General features: G+C 43.5%; 12 protein-coding genes. All 12 read right to left on the bottom strand.

Annotated elements, in window-relative coordinates; all coding sequences use genetic code 11:
- Positions 1–7: 7 nt before the first annotated feature.
- Positions 8–1,165 (bottom strand): radical SAM protein, encoded by a 1,158-nt coding sequence (locus tag IT393_05675; GenBank protein MCC7202142.1) that lies wholly within the window; start codon positions 1,163–1,165, stop codon positions 8–10.
- A gap of 21 nt (positions 1,166–1,186) precedes the next feature.
- Positions 1,187–2,308, bottom strand: a complete 1,122-nt coding sequence (locus IT393_05670; GenBank protein MCC7202141.1) for a glycosyltransferase family 4 protein — start codon at positions 2,306–2,308, stop codon at positions 1,187–1,189.
- Positions 2,305–4,128: a glycosyltransferase gene (locus IT393_05665; GenBank protein MCC7202140.1), complete on the bottom strand. Its 1,824-nt coding sequence runs from the start codon at positions 4,126–4,128 to the stop codon at positions 2,305–2,307. The genes IT393_05670 and IT393_05665 overlap by 4 nt, the downstream gene beginning before the upstream one ends.
- A 60-nt stretch (positions 4,129–4,188) precedes the next feature.
- A complete protein-coding gene (locus tag IT393_05660) occupies positions 4,189–5,031 on the bottom strand; it encodes a methyltransferase domain-containing protein (GenBank protein MCC7202139.1) in 843 nt (280 codons plus the stop codon).
- 55 nt (positions 5,032–5,086) lie between these two features.
- Positions 5,087–6,103, bottom strand: a complete 1,017-nt coding sequence (locus IT393_05655) for a radical SAM protein (protein MCC7202138.1) — start codon at positions 6,101–6,103, stop codon at positions 5,087–5,089.
- Between the two features lie 143 nt (positions 6,104–6,246).
- Positions 6,247–7,536 carry a methyltransferase domain-containing protein gene (locus IT393_05650; GenBank protein ID MCC7202137.1) on the bottom strand — a complete coding sequence of 430 codons (1,290 nt, stop codon included), beginning with the start codon at positions 7,534–7,536 and terminating at the stop codon, positions 6,247–6,249.
- A 17-nt stretch (positions 7,537–7,553) separates the two neighbouring features.
- Positions 7,554–8,384, bottom strand: coding sequence for a sulfotransferase (locus IT393_05645; GenBank protein MCC7202136.1), 831 nt, complete (start codon positions 8,382–8,384; stop codon positions 7,554–7,556).
- A complete protein-coding gene (locus IT393_05640) occupies positions 8,374–9,390 on the bottom strand; it encodes a GDP-mannose 4,6-dehydratase (protein MCC7202135.1) in 1,017 nt (338 codons plus the stop codon). The genes IT393_05645 and IT393_05640 overlap by 11 nt, the downstream gene beginning before the upstream one ends.
- Complete coding sequence (locus IT393_05635; GenBank protein ID MCC7202134.1) at positions 9,318–10,070, bottom strand: NTP transferase domain-containing protein; 753 nt, start codon at positions 10,068–10,070, stop codon at positions 9,318–9,320. Before IT393_05635 ends, IT393_05640 begins: the two co-directional genes overlap by 73 nt.
- 14 nt (positions 10,071–10,084) lie before the next feature.
- Positions 10,085–11,605, bottom strand: coding sequence for a B12-binding domain-containing radical SAM protein (locus IT393_05630; protein MCC7202133.1), 1,521 nt, complete (start codon positions 11,603–11,605; stop codon positions 10,085–10,087).
- A 33-nt stretch (positions 11,606–11,638) separates the two neighbouring features.
- Positions 11,639–12,430, bottom strand: coding sequence for a polysaccharide export protein (locus IT393_05625; GenBank protein ID MCC7202132.1), 792 nt, complete (start codon positions 12,428–12,430; stop codon positions 11,639–11,641).
- On the bottom strand, positions 12,430–14,133 hold the full coding sequence (locus IT393_05620) for a sugar transferase (protein ID MCC7202131.1): 1,704 nt from the start codon (positions 14,131–14,133) through the stop codon (positions 12,430–12,432). The genes IT393_05625 and IT393_05620 overlap by 1 nt, the downstream gene beginning before the upstream one ends.
- Between the last annotated feature and the right edge of the window lie 115 nt (positions 14,134–14,248).

The raw sequence follows: 14,248 nt of genomic DNA, 5'->3' as shown, positions 1-14,248 counted from the left end.
CTTGCCGTCATTCCGGCTTGTGATGTTTGTTAAAGACTCCCCCGGCAAGTCTGCGATACACCTTCTTCCATCTGCTCTCTGTCCCTGAATGTACGAAACAGCATTTCTGGCAAATCGGAGGAAGACCTTTGCTGAGACGTTTTCTTATGTCTCTTGCACGCCGGCCATTCCATATTTGTTCAAATGACCTTTCCCTGATGTTTCCCTCTTTATAATCCGGAAACATCGGACACGGAATAAAATCGCCTGTCGGTGTTACAAAGGCCTGTGCCCATGGCACTTTGCAGTCCCACACAGGGAATATCCCTTTTTCTATAAAACTTTTGTCTTTGTTAAAGAAAACAGATTCAATACCACACTCCACCTGAGTGCCGGCCCTTTTTTTTATTTCCACTATCACATCATCTAATGTAACAAGCTGCTCTTTCGGAACTAAATAGTGCTGGGGTACGTCTACGAAATTATGCACGCCCACAACCTGCTCTCCCATCATTTTATCAGTTTGCTCAACAGTGGATTTATCAATAACTGAAATGTACTGAAAGCGAACAGTTCCTACATCAAGGCTCTTCGCCAGGTCAATCATATCCGGCAGGTTGAGGAAATTATTTGATGATACCGTACAGGCTATTCCGATCAGAGGGCGGTCCGTATGAAGTTCTTTCCGGCGCTTCATGATCAGCCTTATTGCTCCCACAGCCCGGTCAAATGCCCCGGTCACCCCCCGTATCCTGTCATGTATCTCGCTGTTTGGGCCGTCAATGGATATCGCCAGCAAATCCAGGCCGGACCGCACAATCCTGTCAGCCAGGTCTTCTCCTATTAAATAACCGTTTGAAACAGTAAAGGTGCTCAACTTCATGACCTTGCAATATGCAATAAGATCGCACAGATCCTTTCTCAGAAAAGGTTCTCCGCCCAAAAACGCGATTTCTTTCATACCTGCTGAAGCGAACTCATCAATGACCTTCTTTATTTCATCCTGAGAAAGGATCTGACCATCGCCTATACGGTACTTTTTAAAATCAGCGGTCCACAACTGACACATCTTGCACCGAAACATACAGTCATAATTAACTTCTATGAAGGCATTGGCTGGATAATCAGCATATCCCAATATATCTCTCGAAAAAGCTTTTTTTATTTGCTTAAGTCCTGACAGCATGATGTTTCCGTTCGTTTTTATTCACTGTTTATGCCCATTCAGGATCCCAAGGTAGAGAGCCTCGTACCGGGGACCCAGCTCATGCCAGCTATAGCGTTCGGCGTATTTCCGGCACCGCGTGATCGTTTGAGGATCACGGGCCAGTTCCAGCCCCCTGACAAGGGCCTCGCATAATTCCTTCGGGCCCCCGGTTTCCTCAAACAGTATACCCACTTCCGGATCATTAATCACTTCAGGAATAGCACCGCTCCTCGCACCTACTACAGGGGTTCCCGAGGAAAGTGATTCTATGATGACCATCCCGAAAGCTTCCCTCAGTGAAGGAAGGACGGTTAACGAGGCCTGGCTGTAAATCTTTGGCATATCCTCCAATTTACCAACATCCAGTATCTCGATGGACCTTCTCGTTTTCGGCGTAACCAGATTGAGAATCCCCATCGCTGCCTGGTCAATGGTCCCGTGGCCGGATAGTTGTAAAATGGCGTTTGGAATCTCCTTAAGAAGCAGCTCGAATGCCTGAACAAGGAGATATACCCGTTTCCTCGCATCAAGAAACGAGGATGTACAAAGAATGCGGGGGGGATTGAGCCCCTTATCATTGCGAGGGGTAAACTCGTCCATATTGACAGGCATGGGGATCAATGTCCCTTCCAGGTTAAGCTGCGATTTCAGCTCTTCATTCACATAGGTGCTGGGTACTTCAAGACAGGATACATTTTTCAAGGCCCTTTTTAGCATCGGCTTGCCGAACGCGGTCGGGCGATAAAAATGATTTGAGTCCACCATCAGAAGTACAAAAGGGATGCCCCTTAAGGACCTGTTAAGACTGGCAGCAAAGGCATCCGGAGGCCAGAATGTCTGAACAATGTCATGCTTCTCTCTCATGAGAGAACGAAAACATCCTAACGCAAATGTTTCCCACATTTCAATGTTCAGAAGAGACAGAAAAGGGTAGCAAAAAAGCCTGCGGTGTTCTTCCAGTACCTTGCCTCGCAGCTTCATTCTGCTGGTGACCCCGGGCTTAGTCGTAATGAAATGCACTTGATGACCCCTCTCCGCAAGATAGGCGGCAAGATCATGGGCAAAACGGTTTCCACGTCGTACATACGGCCAGCCAAAAGGCGAAGTAATTGCTATCTTCATACTTGTGACATTGATTTTCTACTCGCTGCGACAAAGAAATGACTTCTCATACGGGGAAATGCCCTTTGAGCAAAATAGTACAAATTTTTATAAAAGTATAAACGAACAGGGGGTGGAAACAGACTTCCTGCAATGGCTTTTTCTTTCATCATATACCCGCTCTGGCTTATAGAAAAACCTGCGTCAGTTATTAATTTCTCCACTTCACTCACATTTGCGGCATTTCCCGTTGTAAGCAGGATCTTCCCGCCGGGATTCAGCTTGTCTCTCAGCACCTGAAGTATTATTCCTGGATGTTCACAGTGCTGAATGATGTCGTCGCAGGTTATGACATCATAGGTCCCGGGTATATCTTCCAATGATTCGTCTCCTTGTGCAATCCCGGCCTCCCTGACAATAAAACCACACTTCTCCAGTAATGCCTTCAAAGGACGCGTGAAGAAGCCGACAACAAGAACATTGCCTTTTCGTACCCCATGATCAAACAACCACCCCAAAACGTATGTGCAATATGGTTTATAAAGATCGATCCTGTAATAATTGTCATAATCAATATCTAACTCGTCAATGGCATCATCAAAAAGACAACTTAATGACTTCTTGTTTGATCGGTAATTTAAATGTATTCCCACACTCTCAGCGGATGCCGGGATCTTCTTTGACGCCATCTTTTTTTTCACTATACCGGATTTTCCCGGCCGTCTGCCATTGAGGACATCTGAATAGAGTTTTTCATATAGCGGCCCTATCCTGCTCCACGAATATTGTTCAGCATGGTTGCGGCACCTCATTCTCGTTTCTGGATCACGGCTCAGCTCCAGTCCCTTAATCAGTGCTTTGGATAGTTCTTCAGGTCCGTCTGTTTCTTCAAACAGAACCCCTGTTTTTGGATCATTGAGAATGCCAGGAATGCCGCCGCTTCTTGTGCCTACAACGGGAGTACCGGAGGCGAGAGATTCAAGGATGACTAATCCAAAAGCCTCATTTACTGAAGGCAAAACGGAAATAGCCGCATTCCGGTAAAGCGAGGGCAAGTCTTCACGTCTGCCTACCCCCAGTATCTCAATAGACTTTCGCGTTCGTGAACTGACAGACTGAAGGAGTGTTGTCGTTCTTTCCGGAACAGTATGGCCGGAGAGTTTCAATACTGCATTCGGCATGTGATCAAGGAGTCGCTCAAAGGCCCTGACAAGGAGGTCAACCCGCTTTCTTGGCTCCTGGAGCGATGAAGTTGACAGTATACAGGGAGTACTGAAATCCTTGTCTTTGCAAAGTGTAAATTGCTCGGTATCTACCGTACCGGGGATCACAACTCCTTCAACACCAAATTTCTCCTTTAGGTCATCTCTGATAAAGCTGCTTATTGTTCCTATTCGGGAGGCGGTCCTTATACACCTGTTAAATACCAATTTCCCATATGGGGTGATGTAATATCTGGGATAAAATCTATCGAACATATAATGCACAAAAGGAGTCCCTTTAATTGATCTGTAAATACTGGCAGCAAAGGCATCCATGGGAAACGTTGTTTGCACAATGTCATAATCGTTCTTAAGAAGTGCACCAAGACATGAAAGAGAGAAGGTATCGAATTTCTGTATTCTGCATACATTGAGTAGTGGGTGTTCAATGAGCCGGTAATATTCCGCATCAATTCCATCCTGCGCCTTCATTCTGCTGACATTCCCCGGTTTTGTGCTGATATAATGAACCTCATGTCCCTGTTTAGCAAGATAGACGGCAAGTTCATATGTAATGCGGCTCCCTCTCCGGACATAAGGCCAGCTCACTGTTGATGTAATAGCGATCTTCAGTCCCATAATCTCTGCATAGTGAATTAATGAGGAAGCCCTGTAAGGATTATTTAAGGTTTTCGGGTGCTACGGATAAGCCTTGAATGCGACATGCCAGTGTTTTTCTTTCTGTCCCTGTACACTAAATTCAAATTTACTGATTACCTCGACTTTCGTAAATCCGGCATCTTTTATCATCTTTTTTAAGCTGCCAAGACCGAAATTCCACCACACCATTCTGCTGGTACCGCCTGCATAGCGCAGAATTGCATTTGAATCATCTTCGCCAAATTCCGGATTGAACACATCAACTATGTAGGCATAGCCTGACACGACACTGTGAATGTTCTGAAGCGCTTTCATGGGATTCATTAAATGCAGCAACAAGTCACCGCAAAACACAAAATCGAACTTGCCCCTCCATTCAGGACTAAGGTGATAAACATTCATTATTTCCCGTTGGACCTTTGAACCAAGGATATCCCTGGCAATATTGAACCCTGTTCCCATCTCAGTATTCAATATCTCTTTTGAAGCTCCGGCCCTGATACGGGGTGGTATATCAATATCATTCCAGGTTTTTATATCCATAGCCACGACGTCGGCAGCTCCCCGCTTTTCAAACTCAAATGCCCAAAATCCGTCATAAGTAGCCACATCGAGAACCCGCATATTTTTTAAATTCTCCGGAAGATGATAGTGCGGCAGCAGAGGACGGTGATCAAATAATCCCCGTGTCACCACCCCATGCCCAAGATCAATAGAATGATACCATTCGACTTCCGAGACCCTGTGAAGGATAGCTTTCTGTTCGGGAGTTTCATCGCAGAGTGTTCCGTGTTTGTCTGTGCGTATCTCATCTGCATGATTTAATTTATCTTCTTTATTCATGTGCATCACCTTTATTAGTTTTGAAAACCGCCTTAACATTTTTTATAACCTCTTTTCATTTACGATTCAATCATTCGAGCGTTCCCACACTGTCTTATCCTGACATCAATATGTTCTTCAGGTTGGACGTGATCACGCACAGATTTCTTGGGAGCGAGTTCGGGATATCACAGAATGAACAGCAGTGGCACTGCCGCTGCGATATATGTTCCCTGATTTCATTCACCATGGGAGATGTCCACAGATCGTCGAAATTATTTTCACAAATATTTCCTATTTTTTTTTCAAGGGGGATACATGGATAAACGTTGCCATAGGGGTCGAGAAAACATGAATGTGTTCCCGAAAAACAATTAAAATGCCTCTCTTGATGAAGCTGATACTCAAGGACATGTTCCAGAAAAAAACGATTGTAACTCAGCAAACGGTCCTTGAGCGCCTGGCTGGTCCCATAATCAAAAAATCCTTTGCGGATTACATCAAAATACCTTGTCTTTTTTAAAATATCTCTCACTTCGTCAATTTGTTTCCGGTTCCAATTGAAATGTATATCCTTATTCTCGTAATAATGACCACTTGTCTGGGCAAACTGGAAAGTGAGACCCAACTTCATTTCTTTTGCCAGCTCGCGGACAGAATAAAATTCTCTAAAGTTCTCGGGGGTAAATGTAAAGGAGAGTCCGGTGAATATTCCCTCTATATTCCTTATGACTTCCACTGTCTTTAATGCGTTCTTGAAAGACCCCTTTACTCCCCTTACTCTATCATGGGTTTCCTCCATCCCATCCAGTGACACGCCTACCCCTATCACGACATCCTTGTTCCCCCGCTTCACCAGGGCCTGCCTTATATTTCTCAATTTATCACTAATGAGATCAGGACTTAGTCCGTTTGAAGCTATAATAATAGAAGCTGTAGGATTGAGTTCATTGAAAAAAAGAATTATGTCACTGAAATCTCTTTTGAGAAACGGCTCGCCTCCCGTTATAAGGATTATTCGGGCTTTCTTCAGAATATTTGATCTGCTGAATGCTTCCCTGATCTCTTGAACGTTTAATTCTTCTTTGTTTTTATGAGGATCTTCCTTGTACTTCTGCCATATATTGCACATCGTGCATTTTGAACTGCAGAGATAGGTTATGGCAAACGTTAGGAAAAAGAAATCCTCTGGTTTCGGGGCCTGCAGAACAGAACGAAGAACATGGGTCCCATTTTTAATCTTCTTGCTGATTGAAGTCATAGATTTTTTTGCTGCTATTTCAAAGCACTAACAAGGAACGAATTGATCCATTGTTGTTTTTTATTCATTGTAAAACCCATTGAAACTAACATTTCTGATACTTCATGGGGAGTATAGAAACGATAGTCACCTTGTGCAGCTTTAAAAGTCAGGAGGTAATTAAGTATTTGCCTTATCGGGGGAAAGAACAACGGGTCCGTGATTATTAAAAGCCCGTTCTTATTCAGTACTCTATACATTTCCCTAAGAGCATCAAAAGGCCGATAAAAATGATGAAGAGATCCTGTCAGGGTTATCACATCAAAGGATTCATCTTCCCAGGGAATAGCATCCTCAGCATCACCTACTTTCACCTCTGCCGTTACACCCCGTTCAAAAAGGCGCTGCCGTACAAGGTCAACCATTCGGGGAGCTATATCCATACCTGCCAAATGTAGCGCTCCGGCATCAGCAAATGCAGTTAAAAGACGTCCCCATCCGCAACCAACATCCAAAATCCGCAAAGAACTGACATTTACAGGTAGTTGTTTAAAAACTTCTATATCCCATCGCCTGGTAAAAAAACGGTTGAATAATGTTGGAGTTTCATAGTTATAAAGCCACTTGGAGTTGAATACATGCATACTTGTAAGTTTGAAATCATCCATTTTATTAATAGTAGGTAAATCTGTTGAAAAATTTCCCCTGGCCATCAGAAAAAAATCGTTTCTGAATGAAGGTATGATTTTTTGCAGCATTCGATAAAAATATCTTAAGATATGCTTGTCTTGATTCCCATCACTATTCCTATTAAAAAAGTAAGCTGTAATAACATAGAATGACTCCTTTGACAATAGCGTTCTTATTTCTTCCAACGTACTTTCCCGATAAAAGGCATTGGTATAATCAAATACAATACTGTCACTGCCATTTCCGCTATATAAAAGAGGATATGAATTCTTGCCCATCAATATTTTTAGCCTGATTTTTCCCCTTACGGCATTGGGACTCGTAACAATAAGGATTCCACCTCTTGCCATCTGTTTCTTTAAGTATTTAATGACCGAGTTAGGATTGGGCAGGTATTGGAGTAGATCATCTAATATAACGATGTCGAAAGTTTTTGTAAGATTATTCATAATTATTTCAGGATTTCGCACCATATTTCTCAAATGGTCAAGGGGCATGCTCTGCACGTCAAATCCAAGTTGCTCCAACTGGAAAGCTAAAGATTTTGGATTATTCCCAAGGACCAAAACAGAACCTCGGTGAATGCTGTGATTCTGAAGATATTTTGTGAGATATTTATGTGTGGTTTGTCCCATAACTGTAAAGTCGGCCCTTATAGTGTGTACCCCATTTCCTCTGCAGCCTCGCCGCATGTCTTCTTTATAATATCCAGAAATTCCGGCTTCAGATCGTCGCTCCGGCCTACCGGCCTCACGTTAAGCTTCTTTCTGTGCTTATTCATCCCTCCGGGATCGCCACTCATGCCGGAAAAGAAGCGGGGGGAGTTATTATCAAGCATTTTGGGGGTAAAAGGAATGGCACATCGTTCACAAAGCATCTCCAACGCAGGGCCTGGGTTCCTCACGAGATCTTCGTATTTGATGATAAAAGGCTGCGTACGTTTGCACCAGTCTGCAAAGCTTACCCAGTTTCTTGCAAACCACTCAACGACCTGACGGTCGTCCGAAAATTCCGGAAAGCGGGGAACGACAATTCGATTTACTATTCCAGGTACCCCCCGTAATTGATGACGGGCCCACAGGAGTGTTGAACTGGCTGTGTCGTAGGGGTGTCGCATAATCGCTGCTACCGGATCGCCACAGGTTGCTATATAGTTCATCAACGCCCTGTTTTCCAGGTAAGGGGCCAGGCGATATGTCTCCTTGATGACCAGTGACGAGAGTCCGAGTTTGTTAGAGAAGCCCTTTAAATAATGTAGGAAATCTTCCTCATTGCAATCCATGGGTGGATTGATTCGGCACTTTAGAATTTCAGGGAAGTATAGCCAATTAAGCAATCTATGGCGACGCGCGGATAGTGAAAGGAATGGTTCGCTTAAAGACAAAACACCACCCCCTCCGGCAAGCATGTATGCCAGCAAAGTTGTGCCAGACCTCGGTAGTCCAATTACAAACGTAGTTTTAACACCTGGTTTAAGAGACATCCCTAAAATACCCTTCATACCAATGAAGGGTATCCATCAAACCCTGATCAAGCGTATACTGAGGCTTCCAATTTAATATAGTCCGGGCCTTTTCTGAAGTCAGATATTGGTATTTGATCTCATTTGTCGCCTCATTCATAATGACTGGGGCAAGATCTTCCCGCTTCATCACTTTAAGTATTGCCTGGACGATCTCCGTAACACTGACCGGGTGTTCATTACTGAAATTAAAGGCCTCCCCCTGAATATTTAAGTTATCCATCTTTTCCGCCAGGACAAGATAGGCATAAACAATATCCTGAACGTAGATGTAGTCGCGTACGAATGACCCATCGCTTCTGATAACAGGTGGTTTGCCACTCAGGACGGATTGAATGGTGCCGGGAATAATCCGGTTAAAATTCAGATCCCCCCCTCCATAAATATTTCCGCATCGAGTGACACATACAGGCAACTTGTAAGTATTGTAGTAGGTGTAGGCAATCAGATCAGTACAACTCTTTGAGACATCATAGGGATGCATACCATGAAGGGGAAAGTCTTCTTTATAGGGTAACTGCTCATGCTGGCCGTATGCCTTATCACTGGAGGCCACGACAATGCGCTTTACCTTGGAATTCCGGCGACAGGCCTCAAGGATATTCCATGTCCCTTTAATGTTTGTCTCAAAGGTAGAGAGAGGATTTCTGTTTGCCACGCCTACAATAGCCTGCGCCCCTAAATGGAATACGGTATCCACTTCATATTCATTGAGGCATCGTTCAAGTATAGAATAATCCTCCAATGCACCTCTGACACTATTTATCTTATCTTCCAATCTGAAGCGATAGAGATTCGAATTGGGAACGTTATCTCTGATCAGGCCAACGATGTTAGCGCCCCTGTCCAAAAGGGTCTTAGTCAGCCATGAGCCGAGAAGACCCGTGCATCCCGTTATAAAGACGCTTCTATTTTGCCAGAAATTGTCTTGTCCCACGACTGATCCTCCTCTTGCCGGTCTTTCCATAAAACCTTCCCCTCCTGATACATCTGTTCTATTTCCTGCTGATCCTTATAGGTATCCATAGATTTAAAGAAACCGTCGTGTCTGTAGGTATAGAGTAACCCTTTTTTCAATAGAGATGGAAAGACCTGCCTCTCCAGGTTACCCCCTTCCCAGTGGTTAAACACATCTGGATTAAAGACAAAAAAACCGGCATTGATCCAGTGTTCCCTAAGGACCGGCTTTTCTTTAAAGGCAATGATCTTTCCTGATTCATCACAATCCAGCGTCCCATATTGAGATATGAGGGGAACGCTCGTAATTGTTGCCAACCCATTATGTGACTTATGGAAGCGGATGAGTTTGTCCAACGAGATATCCGAAAGGCCATCCACGTACGTTGCAAAAAATGTGTCCCTAAGCAGGTGCCTGCATTTCTCAATACGCCCCCCTGTGTCTGTCTCCTCACCTGTATCTACAAACTGGATATCCCAATCCAGGGTCTTTCGGTCAAAATAATCTATGATGACCTCTTTTCTATAACCTAAGGATAATATGAATTCCTTATGTCCCTGTTCAGCGAATATCCGCATCACATGGATTAGAATTGGTTGGCCATTGATAGGGAGCATCGGTTTCGGTAAATGCTCTGTATAAGGATACGCACGGGTCCCTTTACCACCACATAGGATTAAGACTTGCATTGAACATCTCCTTTCTAAGGCAATTCGTAGTTGAGTTTTTTTGTAAAATTCAAGTCCAGGTGCCGGCGGGTTGCATAATGCTCCATCTTTAATGCCCGAAGAAGCATATCTAATGACTGATCCACACTCTGAAACAGCTCTTTGGCCCTGCCGGAAGACCACTCCTCTTTTGGTAGTCTTTCAAAATGAGAGATAAGTATCTGGAAGATTGGTGCTGCCTCTATATCACTATGGGCATCAACATACCACTTGAACATAGTTTTAAACATCAATATATCTTCCCTCGGCAATTGGGGCATATCCAGCACGGTATCCTCGAGGTGAGAGGAGATATTCTCCGCCCGTTCTTCATGCAGCAGTTGATTCTCTGCAGAATAGCGATACAGGTCCGTTCCCTCATAGGGGTAGAATATGGAGCAACGCACGATATAAGGTCTGACTTTCGCATTGAGTTTGGCTGTCATTAACATCTCTTCCCTGGTCTCAGTAGGGACACCAATCATATTGAATGACCAGGAACGTATGCCGGCTTCTTCAGCCACTACAAAGGCATCTGTATTGACACTGTCACGGCTTGGACGTTTTAATATCTGACGCCTTACACGCTCACTTCCAGACTCAAGGCCGATCTTTATTTCTGCACAGCCAGCCTTAGCAAGCATACTGGCAGTCTCTTGATTAATGTTTGTAGGATAGACATTACAGGCAAATGGGAGTTTGATTTTTTTTGGGTATGCCTCACAGAACTGGGATAACCATTCCTTATCCAGCGTGAAAATATCATCATCAAAGTTAATCAGGGTAATTTCTGGATATTTGTCCAGCATCTCTTCTATTTCTCTTAGTACTGTACCAATCTTTCTGTACCGTAGGTTTTCTGCCGTGGTATGGAAAGGAGAGTACATCTTATGATAATAGTGGTTTACACAATACGTACAGTTCATGTGGCATCCCCGGCTGGCCATGACATTGGCCCAACCCCGCTTCTTCTTTACAATCTCTCTGAAATCAAAACCATCCCTGTCCGGGAAGGGGAGCGTGTCATAGGTCTCCACATCAATCAGGGGACGTATTGGATTGATCGTCGTTCCACCATTTTTTCTGAAACCCATATTGAGGATGGTCGTGTAATCCTCCCCCTTCTCCATCTTCTCTACCAATTCGAGAGTCGGGTATTCTCCTTCTCCGCGGCATATCATATCAATAGTGCCAAGTTGCAAGACCTTTTCCGAGGCAATGGTGGCATGGATTCCGCCGCAGAGAATGGGTATGTCCCACCTCTGTTTGATGAAGGAAGCCATCTGCTTTACATAGCGAAACTGATTGCTGACTGATGAAAAAGCTATAAGTTGGGGGTCAAAATCCAGGATATTTTTTTCAAGCACAGTCATATCCACCGGGAAATTCATCTCTTCATTGAAGTGAAGGATCCTGGTCTCATGACCATTTTCTTTCAGCACAGACGAGATAATTCCTAACCCCAGTGGATAGTTAACATGTACCCGCATATCCGGATAAATTAACAATGCTCTCATGATATACCCCTTTTGTTTTGTCCTTGATTAACTCTATGGGGAGGTTGGCGTTATAACCACAACAGGCGCTACTGTTGTTATCCCCGATGTTTCTTTCCCTGTCACTACATTTTCTACCTGCGGATATAGGACAATACCCTGCTCCAAGGTGACAATAGGACCCAGTGCTATCGCCAGATGCCTGAAGAATCGGTCTGTTTGGGCAAGATTACTCGGAGGCACATAAAGAATATCCCCTCTTTGAAGGGAGACATTCTGTTCTATATCTTTTCCTTTCAAAGTGCTATCTATGTCCAGAAATACAGGTTCGGATGCCTTGCCTTGCTTCTGCCTTATCAGGAATACCTTTGCTTTCTTTGCATCTAAGGTAAATCCGCCTGCCTGAGCAATCGCCTCCAGCGCAGTCATGGAGTTATCAAGGAGATAGACCCCAGGTCTTCTAACCTCTCCAAGAACAAATACCTTCTGCGATTTCGGGAGTCGCACCTGTATAGTGACCTGCGGGTTTACAATATATTCAGATAGATGTTGTGTGATGAGTTGTTGAAGCTCAGTAAGATTCATACCTGCTACCTTAACGTCACCTAAAAGAGGATAAGCGATAAACCCGTTCGACTGGACTTCTATGGCCCTGGTAAGGTCTGGATGGCGCCAAACCTGAATCTCAATGGAATCACCGGGGCCAACGATGAATTCATTTAATTGAACTTTTGGGATTTGCATTTGTTCTTCCATAAGTGCATTATTAAATCCATGCTGCTCTCCCGTAGTAGCACAGCCGTAAACAAACAGAAAAAGTAGTACGGTTAGTTGAATCTTACGCATCACGTCGCCCCCTGACCTTTCCAAACTACTCTTAAGGTCTTATATAAGATTTTAATATCCAACCCAAGGGATTGATTTTTTATATATTCAACATCATAATAAATCCATTTGTTAAAGGAAACAAGGGATTTTCCACTAACCTGCCAGAGCCCTGTAATACCAGGTTTCACACGTAACCTTAAATCCCGCCAGCTTGGACAAAACGCCATCTCTTCCATTTTTAGAGGTCTTGGGCCCACAAAACTCATCTCTCCTTTGAGGACATTAAATAACTGGGGTAGTTCGTCAAGACTTGATTTTCTGAGAAATCTGCCTACTCTGGTAACACGGGGATCATTGGAGACTTTAAACATAGGACCATCAACTTCATTCCTGGGAGATACTTCTTTTTGGAGTTTTTCTGCATTCTTGACCATCGTTCGAAATTTAAACATACAAAACTCTTTGCCATCCCTGCCACAACGTTTTTGAAAAAATAAAACAGGCCCGCTACTATCTGACTTTATTGCAAGACTTATCAGGAAAAAAAGAGGCAGAAAAAAGAGAATACATATAACTCCCAAAACAATATCAATAATCCGTTTCCCTATTTTATATGTCCAGTTAGAGTCAAATCTGCTGATGAAAAAAGTGTTTCGGACATCCACTTTATTCGAAGTCATTAAAGTATTAAAAGAGACAGGAATATTTTTGATATTTGATATGGCCTCATTTGTCAGTACAGAATACTGTAACTTCGTATTTGAAGAAAGTTTTACATTATCCCACAGTACACTTTCACGAACCAGCGCCCCTTTCGAAATATGGCAGTTATTTCCAATCACCGAGGGACCAATTATCTGTGCGAAATCTTCTATCCTGCTACCCTTTCTTAATACCACCGGACCAAGCACATAGGCATTAGGCGATAATTCAACCTCATTTTCTATCCAAACCCCATCCATCACCTCTTTAAACTCTTTTTTAAGAGAGTTGACAAAATTCTCATTATGCAGCAGGGTTCGGTGTAGAAGGAAATAATCCTCTATAGACTCTATCTGCGGAGGATTAGAGCAGAAATCGTTAAAGGCAATTCCGTATCTACCCTCTTTTGCAATTTTGGGAATAAGCTGCTCCTTGAGATCCATATAACCAGTGTCCGGGATATAGCTTAGGATTTTTTTTGAAAGAAGATAAATTCCAGCAAGTTGATATCCATTCCTTCGGTCCATTGAGAAATGAGGCCTGTATACCTCCTGGATTTGCCAATCCGGTGTAATCCGAACCCCTTCAAGCCGTTCATCTTTTTTTTTGTTGCTACAGACTACTGCTGTAATCAATGCGCCATTATCCTGATGAGATCTGTACAGACTGTCCCATTTCACTCCATTGAGGAATATACTTCCATTCATCAGAATAAAGGCATCTTCATCCCTTATTTCCCTTTCTAATTCTTTTAGAGATCCAGCCGTGCCTCTATGAGACATACTCCAATGGAAAGTTACAGATGTTTTTGAAGGAATTACCTTCCTCGCATGATTCTGGATATAAGCTTTATCAGGAGAATCAGACAGGGCTATGATAATGTGATCAAATCCTGCAACAGATAAAGAGAGGATAAGGTGCTCTAAGATAGAATAGTTGATCAGTGGCCATAGAGCCAGGGGCCTGTTGAGATTAAATTGATTGGGGCCACCAGCCAGGATAACTGCCTTTTTTGTCATTGGTGCATACCAAGCGCGTCGAAGAATTACAAAGAACCGGAAGTCAGACTTTGGCGGAATAGACAAGCTGCCGCCATATACGGCGGTAGCCGTATCTACGGACTATCAGGTAAAG

This window comes from Nitrospirota bacterium, assembly GCA_020851375.1.
Classification (GTDB): Bacteria; Nitrospirota; 9FT-COMBO-42-15; order HDB-SIOI813; family HDB-SIOI813; genus RBG-16-43-11.
The sequence above is the reverse complement of the archived record's forward strand: the minus strand, read 5'-3'. Positions and strand labels throughout refer to the sequence as shown.

What these genes read in the sequence shown, in the direction of transcription:
- IT393_05675 (MCC7202142.1), bottom strand. Translation starts at nt 1,165, where the DNA reads ATGCTGTCAGGACTTAAGCAAATAAAAAAAGCTTTTTCGAGAGATATA.
- IT393_05670 (MCC7202141.1), bottom strand. Translation starts at nt 2,308, where the DNA reads ATGAAGATAGCAATTACTTCGCCTTTTGGCTGGCCGTATGTACGACGT.
- IT393_05665 (MCC7202140.1), bottom strand. Translation starts at nt 4,128, where the DNA reads ATGGGACTGAAGATCGCTATTACATCAACAGTGAGCTGGCCTTATGTC.
- IT393_05660 (MCC7202139.1), bottom strand. Translation starts at nt 5,031, where the DNA reads ATGTTAAGGCGGTTTTCAAAACTAATAAAGGTGATGCACATGAATAAA.
- IT393_05655 (MCC7202138.1), bottom strand. Translation starts at nt 6,103, where the DNA reads ATGTGCAATATATGGCAGAAGTACAAGGAAGATCCTCATAAAAACAAA.
- IT393_05650 (MCC7202137.1), bottom strand. Translation starts at nt 7,536, where the DNA reads ATGGGACAAACCACACATAAATATCTCACAAAATATCTTCAGAATCAC.
- IT393_05645 (MCC7202136.1), bottom strand. Translation starts at nt 8,384, where the DNA reads ATGTCTCTTAAACCAGGTGTTAAAACTACGTTTGTAATTGGACTACCG.
- IT393_05640 (MCC7202135.1), bottom strand. Translation starts at nt 9,390, where the DNA reads ATGGAAAGACCGGCAAGAGGAGGATCAGTCGTGGGACAAGACAATTTC.
- IT393_05635 (MCC7202134.1), bottom strand. Translation starts at nt 10,070, where the DNA reads ATGCAAGTCTTAATCCTATGTGGTGGTAAAGGGACCCGTGCGTATCCT.
- IT393_05630 (MCC7202133.1), bottom strand. Translation starts at nt 11,605, where the DNA reads ATGAGAGCATTGTTAATTTATCCGGATATGCGGGTACATGTTAACTAT.
- IT393_05625 (MCC7202132.1), bottom strand. Translation starts at nt 12,430, where the DNA reads ATGCGTAAGATTCAACTAACCGTACTACTTTTTCTGTTTGTTTACGGC.
- IT393_05620 (MCC7202131.1), bottom strand. Translation starts at nt 14,133, where the DNA reads ATGACAAAAAAGGCAGTTATCCTGGCTGGTGGCCCCAATCAATTTAAT.